Genomic DNA, 17097 nt, shown 5'->3' on the forward strand with positions numbered 1-17097 from the left:
TCCATCTCGTGGCATGCGTGTAACCGACGTTGTCCCCGGACTTCATCCGCGGAAGCGAATTCCACCGACACGCCCAATTCCCTTATATTTTCTCAAGTGGTCCCCTCTTCATGGCTGAAATGAAGCTTCAAGAACTTAAGAGCAAGTCTCCGACTGATTTGCTGACCTTCGCAGAGTCGCTGGAGGTCGAAAACGCCAGCACGATGCGCAAGCAGGAGTTGATGTTTGCAATTCTGAAGGTTCTTGCCAGCCAGGATGTCGAAATCATCGGTGAGGGCGTGGTCGAGGTTCTGCAGGACGGTTTCGGCTTCCTGCGTTCCGCCAATGCCAATTATCTGCCGGGTCCGGACGATATCTATATCTCTCCCTCGCAGATCCGCCGTTTTTCTTTGAAGACGGGCGATACCGTTGAAGGACCGATCCGTGGCCCGAAGGAAGGTGAGCGTTATTTCGCGCTGCTGAAGGTCAATACGATCAATTTCGACGATCCTGAAAAGATCCGTCACAAGGTTCACTTCGACAACCTGACCCCGCTCTATCCGAACGAGCGGTTCAAGATGGAACTGGACATCCCGACGTCGAAGGACAATTCCGCGCGTGTCATCGATCTCGTTGCCCCGCTCGGCAAGGGCCAGCGTGGCCTGATCGTTGCGCCGCCGCGTACCGGTAAGACTGTTCTTCTGCAGAACATTGCCCACTCGATTACCGCCAATCATCCGGAATGCTATCTGATCGTTCTCCTTATCGACGAACGTCCGGAAGAAGTGACGGACATGCAGCGCTCGGTGAAGGGCGAAGTCGTTTCGTCGACCTTCGACGAACCGGCAGTTCGCCACGTGCAGGTCGCTGAAATGGTCATAGAGAAGGCCAAGCGCCTGGTCGAACATGGCCGTGACGTCGTCATCCTGCTCGATTCGATCACCCGTCTCGGTCGCGCCTACAACACGGTCGTGCCGTCTTCCGGCAAGGTTCTGACCGGTGGTGTCGATGCAAACGCCCTGCAGCGGCCGAAGCGCTTCTTCGGTGCAGCCCGTAATATCGAGGAAGGCGGTTCGCTGACGATCATCGCCACCGCGCTGATCGATACCGGTAGCCGTATGGATGAAGTCATCTTCGAAGAGTTCAAGGGTACGGGTAACTCGGAAATCGTGCTTGACCGTAAGGTTGCCGACAAGCGTATCTTCCCGGCCATGGATATTCTCAAGTCTGGTACGCGTAAGGAAGACCTGCTCGTTCCGCGGCAGGATCTGCAGAAGATCTTTGTTCTTCGCCGTATCCTCGCTCCGATGGGAACGACCGATGCGATCGAATTCCTGATCGACAAGCTGAAGCAGACGAAGAACAATGCAGACTTCTTCGACTCGATGAACACGTAATCCTTAGCCGGATTCTTCGACGACTTTGCAGGCGCCCGACATCGGGCGCCTTTGTCTTTTGTGGATATGGAACGAAGACATGACACAGGCAACAATCTTCGCGCTTTCCAGCGGTCAACCTCCAGCCGGGGTGGCGGTCATACGTATAAGTGGCCCGGCAACCAAAGCCGTTATGACCGAGATTGTCGGCTCGATACCTCTGCCGCGGCAAGCCAGTCTTCGAACGATTCGTAACCGAAATGGTGAGATGCTCGATCAGGGCCTGGTGCTATATTTCGAAGCACCGCATTCCTTTACCGGGGAGGACTGTGCTGAATTGCAGGTTCATGGAAGCCGTGCGGTTATCAACGCTATCGCAGGGACACTCAAGGAGCTGGGTTTACGGTCTGCCGAAGCCGGGGAATTTGCCCGCCGAGCTTTTGAACATGGTCGGATCGACCTGGTAGAAGTCGAAGGCTTGTCTGATCTCGTGTCCGCAGAAACGGAGATGCAGCGAAAGCTGGCGCTCCAGACCGGAATGGGTACGCTGTCAAATCAATATGTTGGATGGGCGGATCGTCTGACCTATGCGCGGGCAATGATCGAGGCCGAGCTCGACTTTGCGGATGAGGACGATGTACCGGGCTCTGTTGCCAATATGATAGGCGTTGATCTCACTGCGCTTGTGGCTGAAATGTCCGTTGCCTCCGTGTCGGCAAAATCTGCCGAGATCATTCGCAACGGGTTCAAGGTTGCGATTATCGGAGCTCCGAACGCCGGCAAGTCGAGCCTACTGAATGCGATGGCAAAGCGCGAAGTCGCAATCGTTACCGATATCGCGGGAACCACCCGCGATGTGTTGACGGTCGAACTGGATATGGAAGGTTTTCTTGTTCGGCTTTACGACACTGCGGGCATTCGAGAAGCAGATGATGTTGTCGAGCGCGAGGGGATACAACGTGCTATATCGGCTGCTCGCTCGGCAGATATGATCCTTTATCTCAGGGAGGCGGGGTCCACTGCAGATATCTCTTACAGGGACTTCGGTGTTCCCTATCTTGAAGTGGAAACAAAAGCGGATCTCTATACGAACGGTGGCGTCGAGGCAGTCCGTATTTCGTCTGTCACCGGTGAGGGCCTGGACGAAATCCATCGGGCTATTGTGGACATGGCGCGAGACAGCTGGAATGCCGGGCTGCCGGCGAGCAATGAAAGGCATCGCGAACATATCGCCTTGGCTTCCAAATTCATTGAAAATGCATTAGATGAGCCTCGACTTGAGTTGAAGGCCGATGCGTTACGAGCGGCTGGAGATGAGCTCGGCAGGATTACCGGTCGCGTCGATGTTGAAGATCTCCTCGATGTGATCTTCTCGAAATTCTGCATTGGCAAATGATTCACGTGAAACACAGAGGCTTCCATGGCTGAACTGACCTTTGATGTGGTCGTCGTTGGTGGCGGGCATGCCGGATGCGAAGCTGCGAGTGCAGCCGCGCGCGTTGGGGCCTCCGTTGCCCTGGTAACGCATAAGCGCGAAACGATCGGTGTCATGTCCTGCAACCCGGCAATCGGCGGGTTGGGCAAAGGTCATCTCGTACGCGAAATCGATGCTCTTGATGGACTGATGGGACGCGTCGCGGACGCTGCAGGCATCCAGTTCCGTCTTCTCAACCGCAAGAAGGGTCCGGCTGTGCGTGGACCGCGCACCCAGGCTGACCGCCGGCTTTATCGAGAGGCGATGCAGCGTGAGATCGAAAACCATGCCAGTCTGACTGTCGTCGAGGGAGACGCATTCGATATTGAGATAGGACAGGACGGGGCTGTAAGAGCTCTTTTGCTTTCGGATGGGCGTCATATTTCCTGCGCTTCGGTTGTCCTTGCCACCGGTACCTTTCTCCGCGGCCTGATCCATATCGGTCAGAAAAAAATTCCAGCCGGCCGGACCGGCGAAGCGCCGTCGTTGGGCCTTTCAGAGACATTGAAACGTCAGGGATTTGCGCTTGGTCGCTTGAAAACCGGAACCCCTGCCCGGCTTGACGGGCGTACGATAAACTGGTCGTCGATTGATCGTCAGGAGGCGGACGACGTTCCGACGCCATTCTCTTTTATGACCGATCGGATCACCAATCCCCAGATCGCCTGTGGCGTAACAAGAACGACACCCGAGACCCATAAGATTATTGCTGATAATATCCATTTGTCGGCTATGTATTCCGGACAAATCGAAGGTGTCGGCCCACGTTACTGCCCTTCGATCGAGGACAAGATCGTCCGCTTTGGTGAGCGTGATGGTCATCAGATCTTCCTTGAGCCGGAAGGTCTCGACGATTTTACTGTTTATCCGAACGGTATCTCGACCTCATTGCCCGAAGATATCCAGGAAGCCTTCGTACGCACCATTCCTGGGCTGGAACAGGTTACAATCCTGCATCCGGCTTATGCGATCGAATACGACCATATAGATCCAAGAGAGCTGCATCCCTGGCTTGAGACGAAATCGGTGAAGGGCTTGTTTCTAGTCGGCCAGATCAATGGAACGACGGGTTATGAAGAAGCGGGCGCTCAGGGTCTCGTCGGCGGACTGAATGCGGCGAGGCGTTCTCAAGGGCTTGAACCCCATATTTTCAGCCGGACTGACTCCTATATTGGCGTGATGATCGATGATCTTATCAATCGCGGCGTGACCGAGCCATACCGTATGTTCACCTCAAGAGCCGAGTTCCGACTTTCGCTTCGCGCGGATAATGCCGATATGCGTCTGACAGGCCTTGGAATTGAACTCGGTCTGGTTGGCAGGCATCGGGCAGAGAGGTTCTCCGCCTATGTGGAAGCATTTGATTCCGGGCGGAATCGGCTTCGATCACTCAGCCTTACACCGAACGAGGCCGCGCAGCATGGGTTGCATCTCAACAGGGATGGTCAACGCCGAAGTGCTTATGAAATATTGTCCCATCCCGAGATGGAGATCGCCCGACTCGCGCAGATATGGGGAGAGTTGTCCGCAATATCGCCCAAGGTTGCCGAAGCCCTGGAAATTGAGGCTGGGTACGCTGTTTATATGGAGCGCCAGGCGAACGATATTCGCTCAGCCCAACGTGACGAGGCCTTGGTAGTGCCCGACAATTTTGATTTCGATAGTGTATCAGGTTTATCGAACGAGCTGAAATTGAAGTTGCGCCGCGCCCAACCCCGTACGATTGCGCAGGCTGCAAAGATAGAGGGCATGACGCCAGCTGCTGTCACATTGCTATTGGCGTTGGTTAGGAAGGCAGAAAAAAATATGAGGCAGGCATCTTGATTCTTGGTGTTTCACGTGAAACGCAAGATCGGCTTCAGCAATTTGCCGACTTGTTTCAGAAATGGGCCAAGACGATCAATCTTGTCGCGCCTTCTACACAAGAGGATATGTGGCAGCGCCACATAGCTGATAGTGCTCAGATATTCAGGCTTGCCGATAAGGTTGGGACTTGGGTCGATCTTGGTTCAGGTGGCGGATTTCCTGGTGTGATCACGGCTATCCTCTTGTCTGAATATAAGGATGGTTGGGTTCATCTCGTCGAAAGCAATCAGAAAAAAGCAGCATTTCTGCGCGTCGCATTGGCCTCAACCGGTGCAAGAGGCACTATTCACGCCGTACGTATTGAAGAGGCACCGAAGCTTATTCCTCAATGCGATTTCGTGTCAGCGCGTGCACTTGCCGACCTCGACAAGCTTCTTGGCTATGCTTCCCCGTGGTTACTGAATAAGCCATCAACAGCTTTCTTCCATAAAGGTCGGGATTATGAATCCGAATTGAAGAAAGCACATGGCAGCTGGAGCTTTGATTTGGTAAAACACCAAAGTTCAATCCAGGCGGATTCGGTTATCCTCGAGATCGGTAATCTGCAACGGACATAACCGTGGAGCGGGTGCTAGATGTTTGATAAGCGTCGGATCATCACAATTGCAAATCAAAAAGGTGGTGTCGGCAAAACGACGACGGCCATCAATCTTGCCACTGCGCTGGCCGCGATCGGCCAGAGTGTTCTGATTGTCGATCTGGATCCCCAGGGCAATGCGAGTACCGGGCTTGGGATCGATCGCCGCGACCGCAAGGTGTCGTCCTACGATATTCTGGTCGGCGAGGCGTCGGTCGGTGAAGCTGCTGTTGAGACAGCCGTTCCCAACTTATCGATCGTGCCGTCGACGATGGACCTGCTTGGCTTTGAAATGGAAATTTCGCAAGCACAGGACAGAGCTTTCCGTTTGAAGAAAGCGCTGGTTTCCAACGGTGCAGAAAAATTCAATTATATCCTGCTGGATTGCCCACCGTCGTTCAACCTGTTGACGATGAATGCGATGGCTGCTGCAGATTCGGTTCTCGTTCCCCTGCAATGTGAATTCTTTGCGCTGGAAGGTCTGAGTCAATTGCTCGAGACGGTTGATCAGGTCCGCCGTACGGTCAATCCGAAGCTCGATATCCAGGGTATTGTCCTGACCATGTTTGATGCTCGTAACAATCTGGCACAGCAAGTCGTTAATGATGTGCGTACCTATCTCGGGGAAAAGGTCTACCAGACACTGATCCCACGTAATGTTCGCGTGTCGGAAGCCCCTTCATATGGTAAGCCGGCTATCCTTTATGACCTGAAATGTGCAGGCAGCCAGGCGTATCTGCAGCTCGCTTCTGAAGTTATCCAGCGCGAGAGAATGCGCAAGGTTGCGGCATAGACGTATTAAATAGGGTAAGCGTATGAACGACGATGTATCGAAGCGCCGGCTTGGGCGCGGTCTGGCAGCCCTGATCGGCGAAATGGATCAGCCGATGCCGACGGGCACTGCGCCGGTCAATGTCAGTCCAGATCGGATGGTGCCGATCGAGAACATCACGCGCAACCCGCGCAACCCGCGCCGTCATTTCGACGAAAGCGAATTGCAGGATCTGGCAAGTTCGATCCGCCAGCATGGGATTGTTCAGCCGATCGTCACGCGTACGTTGCCGGACGGCCAGTTCGAGATTATCGCGGGTGAACGCCGCTGGCGCGCTTCCCAGCTTGCCGGCCTGGTCGAGGTCCCTGTCATCGTCCGCAACGTGGACGACAGGACGGCACTGGAAATCGCGATCGTCGAAAACGTTCAGCGCTCCGACCTAAATCCGCTGGAAGAAGCTCTGGGTTATGAGCAGCTTATCGCCGAGCACGGATATACGCAGAACGATCTGGGCGACATTATCGGCAAGAGCCGGAGCCATGTGGCAAACAGCCTGCGTCTTTTGAAACTGCCCTCCCCCGTTCGGGACATGCTGTCATCCGGCACGCTTTCCGCCGGTCATGCGCGCGCGTTGATCCCGACGTCGGATCCGACTGCGCTCGCAAAGGCGGTTGTCGCAAAGGGCATGTCGGTTCGTGATGCAGAACGATTGGCGCAGAACGATATCCGTTCGCAGTCGGAACCGCAGAATGCGACGAAGCCGGAGAAAGATTCGGATACGGTCGCACTTGAAAGGACGTTAACGGATTCGCTCGGGCTTGAGGTGAAGATCAACCACAAAGGTGGCCCAGGCCAGATCAGGATCTCTTACAAGACGCTTGAGCAGCTTGAGGAAATCTGCCGGCTGCTGGAGCGTCGCTGAAGCACGCAGACATAGATTCCAGTATCTGCCGTTATACGCCGCGCAAACCTTTGTTGTTGCGCGGCTTTTTACTGTTTTGATGCCTGAAGTGCGGCGCCTAGCAGAGCATGAAATACAATGCTCGGCTCAAGGCTTTGTCTCTGACGGGACATCAGTACGGCGGACTGGATGCGTGCGGCCTCCCGGCTGGCGGCTTCGGGCCTCCAGACCCTGAGAGCTTTTTCAAAGACAGGTTTGCGCTTGAAGTGGATATGGCGGCCGAGGGTCGCCATAACCTGGCCGGCCTGTGTTCGCTTTTCCTCCATCTCGATCTTCATTGCATCAAGCAGTTGAAATTGCTTCAGGCATGATTGAAGGATCAGGAAAAGTGGGGTCTTGGAGGTGAGGATCCTCTGGAATGCGCGATGAAAGGCCGGAAGGTCGCCGGTCAATATAGCATCGACAGCGTCGTCCGCAGAAACACTGCTGGCATCCCCGATGATCTCATCGACATGGTGCTCCTCGATCCTGCCCATTCCGCGGCAGTAAAGCGCAAGCTTGCGGATCTCGTTGCGTGAGGCCACGCGATCACCACCCAGCTGGTCAATCAGGTGCCGCCGAGCTTCGCTGGTGATCGTCAGTGAATCACTTGCCAGTTCCGTATCGATGAGCGCGTTGAGTGCGCGGGCATCGTCGGCGTAACAGGGTATCACCGCGACAGTCCGGGACGGCTCGACGATCTTTCTGAGACCGCTTCCCTTTTTCAGGTCGCCTGCCTCGATGAGCAGCGTATTGGCAGGCGCGCCCTGCCCCAGAATGGTCTGGATGGCATCCAGGACAGGCTTTTCATTGTTCACGCCACGCAGCCAAATGAGCTTCTCGCCGCCGAAAAGCCCCAATGCATTGACTTCGTCCAGAAGCCGTCCAGGATCACCTTGAAGGTCGGATACGTCGAGCTTCAACAGCGCGAACGGGTCGTCGAGTGAAACCCCAGTGTGCTTGGCAATGAGGTTTGCTCGTTCCGATACAAGTCCGCGATCTGGTCCGTAAATGACGTAGAAGCGATAGAGCTCGGCGCCCTTTTCAACAAAGCGCTCGAACTCATGCGACTTTATTTCTGCCATGCGGGTTGCTGCAGCGGTGGTTCCTTGGAGAGCACGATCGCGACATCCGCGCGGATGAACTCTGCCAGTTCGCGCGCCGCGCGGTTTTCACCATCCCTGATGGCACGCAGCTTAGCGAAGCTCTGGCGGGATACGTCGATCAGCGCGACGCTGGAATGTTCGCTGCGTTTGAGAACCTGGCCGTCGGCGCTACGGGTGAGTGTGTAGGAGCCGGTTACCTGGACACGGCCGGCGACGGGAACTCTGGCTTCCGCCAGTCCGTCATCGTCGAGAACGTTCGATGCCGTGCTGGAAACATGCAGGGTGAGATTATAAGCCGGATTCAGAGGCTCGCCGGCACCGCCGGCAGCCAGGAACACCAACTCGTTGCGAACGACCTGCTCGACGCGGTTCTTCGGTTCGGAAAAGCCTACAGATGCAAGCTTCGGAGCAGTTCCACCGGCTTGCGAATACAGCGGGCGAACCTGGCAGCCTGCCAGGCCGACGCAGAGCGCCAGGCCCAGCAGCAAGGCGCTACGACGTGGCAGTGATGAGCGGTCAGGCAACAATGTTCACGATCCTCTGTGGGACAACGATGATCTTCTTCGGCGCGCGGCCTTCGAGAGCGGCTTTCACCACGTCCAGCGCCAAAACTGCAGCTTCAACAGCACTTTGATCCGCGTCGCGGGCGATTGTCAATTCGCCACGCTTCTTGCCGTTGATCTGGACAGGCAGTGTGACATCGTTCTCGACGACCAGCGCTTCATCGAAATTCGGCCAAGCCGTTTTCGATACCATTTCGCCATTGCCAAGTACGGTCCAGCATTCCTCGGCCAGATGTGGTGTCATCGGCGCGACGATCTGGATCAGGATTTCCGCAGCGTTGCGAACGGCAGCGCGATAGGCCTCGTCACCCTTTCCGGCTGCGACATCGGTGAGCGGGGCTGCAAGGGCGTTTACGAGCTCATAGATGCGCGCCACTGCCTTGTTGAACGAAAGCTTGTCCAGATCACCCTGAACCGCCTGCAGCGTCTTGTGGGCGAGCTGTGAGATCGCCAGAGCGTCGCCATTCTTGGCTGGTGCGGGGGAAACCGTCTTGAGGTTGTCGGCGGCTTCCGAGATCAGGCGCCAAAGTCTCTGGGTGAAGCGATGTGCGCCTTCGACGCCGGCTTCCGACCAGATCACGTCACGATCGGGCGGGCTATCCGACAGGACGAAGAAACGGGCGGTATCGGCACCGTAGGAGGCGATGATATCGTCCGGATCGACGACATTCTTCTTCGACTTCGACATTTTTTCGATCGAGCCGATGGTGACTTCCTCACCGCTCTTCAGCAGTGTCGCCGTGCGCTTGCCGTCGATTTCCTCGATTCTGATGTCGGCCGGAGCGACCCATTCGCCCTTCTGGCCTTCAGCGCCGAGGCGATAGGTTTCATGCACGACCATGCCCTGCGTGAAGAGACCCTTGAAGGGTTCCTTGACGCTGACATGGCCGGTCTCGCGCATGGCGCGGGTGAAGAAGCGGGAATAGAGCAGGTGCAGGATCGCGTGCTCGATACCGCCGATATACTGATCGACAGGCAGCCAGCGGTTGGCGACTGCAGGATCGGTAGGCTCGTTCAGCCACGGTGCCGTGAAGCGAGTGAAATACCAGCTGGAATCGACAAACGTGTCCATCGTGTCCGTCTCGCGACGGGCATCGTGGCCACATTGCGGGCAGGATACGTGGCGCCAGGTGGCGTGCCGGTCGAGCGGATTGCCCGGGAGGTCGAAAGTGACGTCGTCGGGCAGCTTTACCGGCAGGTCCTTCTTCGGCACCGGCACGACGCCGCAGACTTCGCAATGGATGACCGGGATCGGGCAGCCCCAATAACGCTGGCGCGAGATGCCCCAGTCGCGCAGGCGGAAATTGACCTTGCGCTCGCCCTGCGGAGCGTCTGCCAGCACCTGCTGCGACAGCTTGTCTGCGACGATCTGGAAGGCTTCTTCCGTCGTCTTTCCGTCCAGGAAGCGCGAATTGATCATGACGCCGTCATCGACGTAAGCGGTTTCACCGACTTCGAAGGTTGCGGCATCGCCATCGGCGGGCATGACGACCGGGACGACCGGGAGATCGTATTTACGGGCGAAATCCAGGTCGCGCTGGTCTCCGGACGGGCAGCCGAAGATTGCGCCCGTGCCGTATTCCATCAACACGAAGTTCGCGACATAGACCGGCAGCTCCCAGGAGGGATCGAGCGGATGTTTGACACGGATACCGGTATCGATGCCCTTTTTCTCAGCCGTTTCGAGTGCGGCGAGCGACGTGCCCTGACGGCGGCATTCTTCGGCGAAGGATTCGATAGCCGGATTCTTTTCCGCTGCAGCCTTGGCCAGCGGATGATCGGCGGCAATCGCCAGGAAGGACGCGCCGAACAACGTGTCGGGTCGGGTGGTGTAGACAGCGACTTCGGTCTCACCGGCCGGGGCAGTCGAGGAAACGAGCTCCCAGCGCACGGCCATGCCTTCGGAACGGCCGATCCAGTTCTTCTGCATCAGGCGGACCTTCTCAGGCCACTGATCCAGGTTATCCAGTTCATCCAGCAGGTCCTGGCTGAAATCGGTGATCTTGAAGAACCACTGAACCAGCTCGCGCTGTTCGACCAGCGCACCGGAACGCCAGCCGCGGCCGTCGATCACCTGTTCGTTGGCCAGAACCGTCTGGTCGATCGGGTCCCAGTTGACCTTGGACTGCTTGCGGTAGACCAGGCCCTTTTCCATCATGTCGAGGAAGAGGTGCTGCTGCTGCTGGTAATATTCGACGTCGCAGGTGGCGAATTCACGCGACCAGTCCAGGGACAGGCCCATGGCCTTCAGCTGCTTCTTCATCGATTCGATGTTCTGGTAGGTCCAGGACTTCGGATGGGTCTTGTTGTCACGCGCAGCGTTTTCCGCCGGCATGCCGAATGCGTCCCAGCCCATCGGGTGCAGGACGTTGAAACCACGGGCGCGCTTGTAGCGGGCAACCACGTCACCCATCGCATAATTGCGCACATGGCCCATGTGGATGCGGCCGGACGGATAAGGGAACATCTCTAGGACGTAATATTTTTCCCGCGGGTCGGCGTTGTCGGTTTCGAAAACCTTCGCCTCGTTCCATTTCTGCTGCCAACGGGGTTCAGCATCGCGCGGGTTGTAACGTTCAGTCGCCATCTGGATGATATTCCGGGAAATCAGGATAAAAGTTTCGGGCAGACCTTCACCATGAATGGCCGCAAGCGTCAAGTTTTTGAGGCTTGCGGGGTGTCAAACTTTGATGCGGAATACCCTTGGCAGAGCCTCATATGGGCTTTAATCGCTGATCTCACAAGAAATGCGGAAAAGGATGCGGGCAATGGATATCGAAGAACGGCTTCAGGACGTGAAAGGCAAGATCGCCAAGGCGGAAAAATATGCCAAACGTCCGGCGGGTTCCACGACACTGGTTGCCGTTTCGAAAACCTTCGATGGTGATGCAATCCGTCCCGTAATCGCTGCAGGCCAGCGCGTGTTCGGCGAAAACCGGGTGCAGGAAAGCCAGGGAAAATGGCCGGAGCTGAAGGCCGAGACCGCCGGTATCGAACTGCATCTGATCGGGCCGCTGCAATCCAACAAGGCTGCTGACGCGATTGCATTGTTCGACGTGATCGAGACGGTCGATCGCGAGAAGATCGCCCGGGCGCTGGCCGAGGAAATGGCAAAGCAGGGCAAGTCTCCCAAGCTCTATGTGCAGGTCAATACCGGGCTCGAACCGCAGAAGGCGGGGATTGCGCCGAAGGAGACGAAAGCTTTTGTCGAATTCTGCCAGAAGGATCTCGGGCTTTCCGTCGAAGGACTGATGTGCATTCCACCGGCGGAGGAAAATCCGGGTCCGCATTTCGCGCTGCTCGAAAAACTCGCCAAGGAATGCGGCGTCGAAAAGCTCTCCATGGGCATGTCTGGGGATTTCGAAACGGCTGTCGAATTCGGCGCGACCAGCGTCCGTGTCGGTTCGGCCATTTTCGGGGCGCGCTGAGATCTAACTCCTTCGTCGGGCTTTCCGTACCTCCCTCCCCGGCCTAGATTGCCTTTATCAGGCTAGGCTCATGTAACGGGAGGTGCATATGCAAAGCCGCTATTTCGACGTTTATGGTGCGTGGCAGCAGGATCCGGAAGGTTTCTGGAGGGAGGCTGCCACGGCGATCGACTGGTTCAGGCAGCCGGACAGGATTTTCGACCCAGAGCAGGGTGTCTATGGCCGCTGGTTTGTCGGGGCCGAGACGAATACCTGTTTCAATTGCCTCGATCGGCATGTCGCTGCGGGGCGAGGTGAGCAGGCCGCCTTCATCTACGACAGCGCCATGACCGGCACCAAAAAGTCCTTCACCTATGCCGAGGTTCTCAACGAGGTGAAGGCGATTGCTGCAGTGCTTGCCGATCTCGGCATCCGCAAGGGTGACCGGGTGGTCATCTATATGCCGATGGTGCCGGAAGCGGTGTTTTCCATGCTCGCCTGCGCCCGTCTCGGCGCGGTGCACTCCGTCGTTTTCGGCGGGTTTGCGGCACAGGAACTGGCGGCGCGGCTAAACGATTCGCAAGCGAAATTGGTCATCTCCGCCAGTTGTGGTCTGGAACCTGGCCGGGTGGTTGCCTACAAACCGCTGGTCGACAAGGCGATCGAACTGGCGGCGGTTAAGCCCGAAAATAGCCTCATACTGCAGCGTCCCCAACTCGTTGTTCCGCTTGATGCCGAACGGAAGGAATTCGACTTCGCCGAAATGGTCAATGCAGCGCGGGGGCGTGACGTTGACTGTGTACCGGTCAAGGCGACGGACCCGCTTTACATCCTCTATACATCCGGAACGACCGGGCAGCCGAAGGGTGTGGTGCGCGACAATGGCGGGCATATGGTGGCGCTGTTGTGGACGATGCCGAATGTCTTCGGTGTCTCACCGGGTGAGGTGTTCTGGGCGGCATCGGACATCGGCTGGGTCGTCGGTCACTCCTACATCGTTTACGCGCCACTTCTGAACGGCAATACGAGTGTAATCTTTGAAGGAAAGCCGGTTGGCACACCGGATGCCGGGACATTCTGGCGCGTCGTCGCTGAGAATGATGTCAAAGTCTTTTTCACAGCACCGACGGCATTTCGAGCGATCCGCCGCGATGATCCTGAGGGGGAACTGGTCGAAAACCATGATCTCCTTGGATTGCGGGCTCTGTTTCTTGCCGGTGAGCGCCTGGACCCGGAGACGCTCAAATGGGCCGAGCAAAAGCTGAAGGTACCGGTAATCGATCACTGGTGGCAGACGGAAACCGGCTGGCCTGTCGTCGCAAACCCGGTGGGGCTGGGTCTGATGCCGTTCAAGCCCGGTTCGCCGACGCGGGTTCTGCCAGGATATGAAATCGATGTGGTCGATGACGCCGGCGCGCCTGTGCCGAAGGGTGTACTCGGCAATATCGTCATAAAACTGCCCCTGCCCCCGGGTTGCCTGCCGACATTCTGGAATGCCGACGAACGGTTCCGCGAAAGCTGCCTCGAAGAGTTTCCGGGTTATTACAAGACGGCGGACGCCGGTATCATTGATGACGACGGCTATATTTTCGTGATGGCGCGAACGGATGATATCATCAATTGTGCCGGCCACCGGCTATCCACGGGCTCGATGGAGGAGGTCTGCGCAAAACATCCGGACGTTGCCGAATGTGCGGTCATCGGCGTGAAAGACAGGGTTAAAGGTCAGATCCCTTGCGGCTTTCTGGTGCTGAAGAACCATGTTTCACGGGAAACCTCGGAAATCGCCGCGGAAGTGGCTGGCATGGTCCGTAACGAGATCGGGCCGGTTGCTGCGTTCAAGACCGTTATGGTGGTTCCGAAACTGCCCAAGACGCGCTCAGGCAAAATCCTTCGTGGCACGATGCAGAAGATTGCCGATGACATGCCATGGACCATGCCGGCGACGATCGAGGATCCGGCGACGCTCGATGTGGTTCGGGAAACCTTATGGAAAAACGGCTTTGCTCATGAAGAGAAAAGCGTGGTCGCTCCCGCTGGATAAGCCAAAAGAAAAGCCCCGGAGATGATCCGGGGCTTTTGAATTCCTTGAGGGAAGGAGAAGCGCTTAGAAGCGGTCGTCCTCGTCTTCTTCCTCGGTGCGGGTCGACTTGAGCGAGGAAAGCTTGGCGAAGACTGCGTCTGCGTCGATTTCCTTCTCTTCCTCGCGCTCGCTGCGGTAATCGCCGAAGCCGAGGTTTTCGGTTTCGGAGGCAGGCTGCAGGGAAGCACCGAGTTCGGCAGCGGTCGGCAGCGGACGGTTCTTGGAGGCCTTTTCGACTTCAAGGTCGAGGTCGATCTGCGAGCAGAGGCCGAGCGTTACCGGGTCCATCGGGGCCAGGTTTGCAGCATTCCAGTGGGTGCGCTCGCGGATCTGTTCGATGGTGGACTTGGTGGTGCCGACGAGACGCGAGATCTGGGCGTCCTTCAGTTCCGGATGGTTGCGAACCAGCCAGAGGATGGCGTTCGGGCGATCCTGGCGCTTGGAAACCGGCGTATAGCGCGGGCCACGGCGCTTGGATTCCGGAACGCGAACCTTCGGCTCGGAAAGCTTCAGTTTGTGATTGATGTCCTTTTCGCCGCGCTCGATTTCATCGCGGGAAAGCTGGCCGGTGGCGATTGGGTCGAGGCCCTTGATACCCTGGGCGGCTTCACCATCGGCGATTGCCTTGACCTCGAGCGGATGCAGTTTGCAGAACTGTGCGATCTGGTCGAAGGAAAGAGCCGTATTGTCGACAAGCCAGACTGCGGTGGCCTTCGGCATGAGCAATTGTTGAGCCATGGATATAGTTCCTCTGTCCGTCCGCGCCGGTGTCGCGGGCCGTGGGTATCAACCACAATTTCCGGGAATTCATCGCCGTATAATCGAATTAGGACAGAATTGCAATTCTCTGAAACAGGATCGTTGTCGATCGCTTTTCAGACCCTCACAGCCATTTGTCTAATTGCCGCTTCCGCCCCAATTGCTATGAATGCCAAAATGTCGCACCGATGACGAATGTCAGGTCGATGGTGCAAGTGAGGGAGGAGTCACATGTCCGAAAAAGTCTATCCGGTTCTCAAGTCCACCAAGGCTAAAGCGCTCATCGACAAGGACAAATACGAGAAGTGGTATGAGGAGAGCATTGAAGATCCGGACAAGTTCTGGGGCAAGCATGGCCGCCGGATCGACTGGTTCAAGCCCTACACCAAGGTGAAGAATACCTCCTTCAAGGGGCGGGTTTCGATCAAGTGGTTCGAGGATGGACTGACGAACGTTTCCTATAATTGCATCGACCGCCACCTAAAGACCCATGGCGAGCGCACCGCGATCATCTGGGAAGGCGACAACCCTTATATCGACAAGAAGATCACCTATAACCAGCTCTATGATCAGGTTTGCCGAATGGCGAACGTGCTGAAGAAGTACGGGGTCAAGAAGGGCGATCGCGTCACCATCTATATGCCGATGATCCCGGAAGCGGCCTATGCGATGCTGGCCTGTGCACGCATCGGTGCGGTGCATTCCGTCGTCTTCGGCGGCTTCTCCCCGGAAGCGCTGGCCGGCCGTATCGTCGACTGCCAGTCGACGTTCGTCATTACCTGTGACGAGGGTGTGCGTGGCGGAAAGCCGGTGCCGCTCAAGGAAAACACCGACAAGGCGATCCATATCGCGGCGCGCCAGTATGTAACGGTGAACAAGGTTCTGGTCGTGCGCCGCACCGGCGGCAAGACCAACTGGGCGCCGGGTCGCGATATCTGGTATCATCAGGAAATCGCCACCGTGAAAGGCCATTGCGAACCGGTGAAGATGAAGGCGGAAGATCCGCTGTTCATCCTCTATACGTCCGGTTCGACCGGAAAGCCGAAGGGCGTGCTGCATACGACAGGTGGTTACCTCGTCTATGCGGCGATGACCCATGAATATACGTTCGACTATCAGGACGGCGATATCTACTGGTGCACCGCGGATGTGGGCTGGGTTACCGGTCACTCCTATCTCGTCTACGGGCCGCTGGCGAATTGCGCCACGACGCTAATGTTCGAAGGCGTGCCTAATTTCCCCGATCAGGGGCGGTTCTGGGAAATCGTCGACAAGCACAAGGTCAACATCTTCTACACGGCGCCGACCGCGATCCGTTCGCTGATCGGGGCGGGTGATGAATTCGTCAAGCGGTCTTCGCGTGAAAGCCTGCGGCTGCTCGGCACGGTTGGCGAACCGATCAACCCGGAAGCCTGGGAATGGTATTACAACGTGGTCGGCGAGAAACGCTGCCCGGTGGTGGATACCTGGTGGCAGACGGAAACCGGCGGTCACATGATCACGCCGCTGCCGGGCGCCACCGATCTGAAGCCTGGATCGGCCACCAAGCCGTTCTTCGGGGTAAAGCCGCAGCTGGTCGATAACGAGGGCAATGTTCTCGAAGGGGCAGCCGACGGAAATCTCTGCATCACGGATTCATGGCCTGGGCAGATGCGTACCGTTTACGGCGATCACGAGCGTTTCATTCAGACCTATTTCTCCACCTACAAGGGGAAGTATTTCACTGGTGACGGCTGCCGGCGGGACGAAGACGGCTATTACTGGATCACCGGCCGCGTCGATGACGTGCTCAATGTGTCAGGTCATCGTCTCGGCACGGCCGAAGTGGAATCTGCGCTTGTCTCGCATCATCTCGTGTCAGAGGCGGCCGTGGTCGGTTATCCGCATGGCATCAAGGGCCAGGGCATCTATTGCTATGTAACGTTGATGGCAGGGAATGCCGGCACCGACGAATTGCGGCAAGAGCTTACCAAGCATGTACGCAACGAGATCGGGCCGATTGCAGCGCCCGACAAGATCCAGTTCTCGCCGGGTCTGCCGAAAACCCGTTCGGGCAAGATCATGCGCCGCATCCTGCGCAAGATCGCCGAGGACGATTTCGGGGCGCTCGGCGATACATCGACACTTGCCGATCCTGCGGTCGTGGATGATCTGATCGCCAACCGGCAGAACAAGGTGGACGCCTGATCTTCCGA

Annotated in this window: 13 protein-coding genes; 9 read left to right on the forward strand and 4 right to left on the reverse strand. The window is 57.0% G+C overall.

Annotation, left to right across the window (positions count from 1 at the left end; all coding sequences use genetic code 11):
• Window positions 1-110 precede the first annotated feature (110 nt).
• The 6 genes from rho to HNQ72_RS25600 all read left to right on the forward strand — a co-directional run bounded on the left by rho (window position 111) and on the right by HNQ72_RS25600 (window position 6966).
• Window positions 111-1376, forward strand: a complete 1266-nt coding sequence (gene rho / locus HNQ72_RS25575) for a transcription termination factor Rho (RefSeq protein WP_112506460.1) — start codon at window positions 111-113, stop codon at window positions 1374-1376.
• Window positions 1377-1455: 79 nt separating this feature from the next.
• The gene (gene mnmE, locus HNQ72_RS25580) at window positions 1456-2751 is read left to right on the forward strand and encodes a tRNA uridine-5-carboxymethylaminomethyl(34) synthesis GTPase MnmE (RefSeq protein WP_183996648.1); all 1296 of its coding nucleotides are present in this window, start codon (window positions 1456-1458) and stop codon (window positions 2749-2751) included.
• A 24-nt stretch (window positions 2752-2775) separates the two neighbouring features.
• On the forward strand, window positions 2776-4653 hold the full coding sequence (gene mnmG, locus HNQ72_RS25585) for a tRNA uridine-5-carboxymethylaminomethyl(34) synthesis enzyme MnmG (protein ID WP_183996650.1): 1878 nt from the start codon (window positions 2776-2778) through the stop codon (window positions 4651-4653).
• The gene (gene rsmG / locus HNQ72_RS25590) at window positions 4647-5252 is read left to right on the forward strand and encodes a 16S rRNA (guanine(527)-N(7))-methyltransferase RsmG (protein ID WP_183996878.1); all 606 of its coding nucleotides are present in this window, start codon (window positions 4647-4649) and stop codon (window positions 5250-5252) included. Before mnmG ends, rsmG begins: the two co-directional genes overlap by 7 nt.
• Window positions 5253-5270: 18 nt before the next feature.
• Window positions 5271-6065 carry a ParA family protein gene (locus HNQ72_RS25595; protein WP_183996659.1) on the forward strand — a complete coding sequence of 265 codons (795 nt, stop codon included), beginning with the start codon at window positions 5271-5273 and terminating at the stop codon, window positions 6063-6065.
• Between the two features lie 22 nt (window positions 6066-6087).
• Window positions 6088-6966 carry a ParB/RepB/Spo0J family partition protein gene (locus tag HNQ72_RS25600; RefSeq protein ID WP_183996661.1) on the forward strand — a complete coding sequence of 293 codons (879 nt, stop codon included), beginning with the start codon at window positions 6088-6090 and terminating at the stop codon, window positions 6964-6966.
• 68 nt (window positions 6967-7034) lie between these two features.
• Here HNQ72_RS25600 and holA read toward each other — a convergent pair whose 3' ends face one another.
• The 3 genes from holA to leuS are packed head-to-tail and all read right to left on the reverse strand — an operon-like array spanning window position 7035 to window position 11240.
• Window positions 7035-8069: a DNA polymerase III subunit delta gene (holA, locus tag HNQ72_RS25605; RefSeq protein ID WP_183996663.1), complete on the reverse strand. Its 1035-nt coding sequence runs from the start codon at window positions 8067-8069 to the stop codon at window positions 7035-7037.
• On the reverse strand, window positions 8057-8617 hold the full coding sequence (locus HNQ72_RS25610; protein ID WP_244654561.1) for a hypothetical protein: 561 nt from the start codon (window positions 8615-8617) through the stop codon (window positions 8057-8059). The genes holA and HNQ72_RS25610 overlap by 13 nt, the downstream gene beginning before the upstream one ends.
• Window positions 8607-11240 (reverse strand): leucine--tRNA ligase, encoded by a 2634-nt coding sequence (gene leuS, locus HNQ72_RS25615; RefSeq protein ID WP_183996671.1) that lies wholly within the window; start codon window positions 11238-11240, stop codon window positions 8607-8609. Before leuS ends, HNQ72_RS25610 begins: the two co-directional genes overlap by 11 nt.
• Before the next feature lie 181 nt (window positions 11241-11421).
• Here leuS and HNQ72_RS25620 point away from each other — a divergent pair, with 181 nt between their 5' ends.
• Together HNQ72_RS25620 and HNQ72_RS25625 are read left to right on the forward strand one after the other, a co-directional pair.
• The gene (locus HNQ72_RS25620) at window positions 11422-12081 is read left to right on the forward strand and encodes a YggS family pyridoxal phosphate-dependent enzyme (protein ID WP_183996673.1); all 660 of its coding nucleotides are present in this window, start codon (window positions 11422-11424) and stop codon (window positions 12079-12081) included.
• An 88-nt stretch (window positions 12082-12169) separates the two neighbouring features.
• Window positions 12170-14104 carry an AMP-binding protein gene (locus tag HNQ72_RS25625; RefSeq protein ID WP_183996675.1) on the forward strand — a complete coding sequence of 645 codons (1935 nt, stop codon included), beginning with the start codon at window positions 12170-12172 and terminating at the stop codon, window positions 14102-14104.
• 63 nt (window positions 14105-14167) lie between these two features.
• On the opposite strand, the gene HNQ72_RS25630 is transcribed toward HNQ72_RS25625, so the two are convergent.
• Window positions 14168-14881, reverse strand: a complete 714-nt coding sequence (locus tag HNQ72_RS25630; RefSeq protein ID WP_112506474.1) for a DUF1013 domain-containing protein — start codon at window positions 14879-14881, stop codon at window positions 14168-14170.
• 252 nt (window positions 14882-15133) lie between these two features.
• Here HNQ72_RS25630 and acs point away from each other — a divergent pair, with 252 nt between their 5' ends.
• On the forward strand, window positions 15134-17089 hold the full coding sequence (gene acs, locus HNQ72_RS25635; protein ID WP_183996677.1) for an acetate--CoA ligase: 1956 nt from the start codon (window positions 15134-15136) through the stop codon (window positions 17087-17089).
• Window positions 17090-17097 lie beyond the last annotated feature (8 nt).

The organism is Aliirhizobium wenxiniae, from assembly GCF_014201355.1.
Classification (GTDB): domain Bacteria; phylum Pseudomonadota; class Alphaproteobacteria; order Rhizobiales; family Rhizobiaceae; genus Neorhizobium; species Neorhizobium wenxiniae.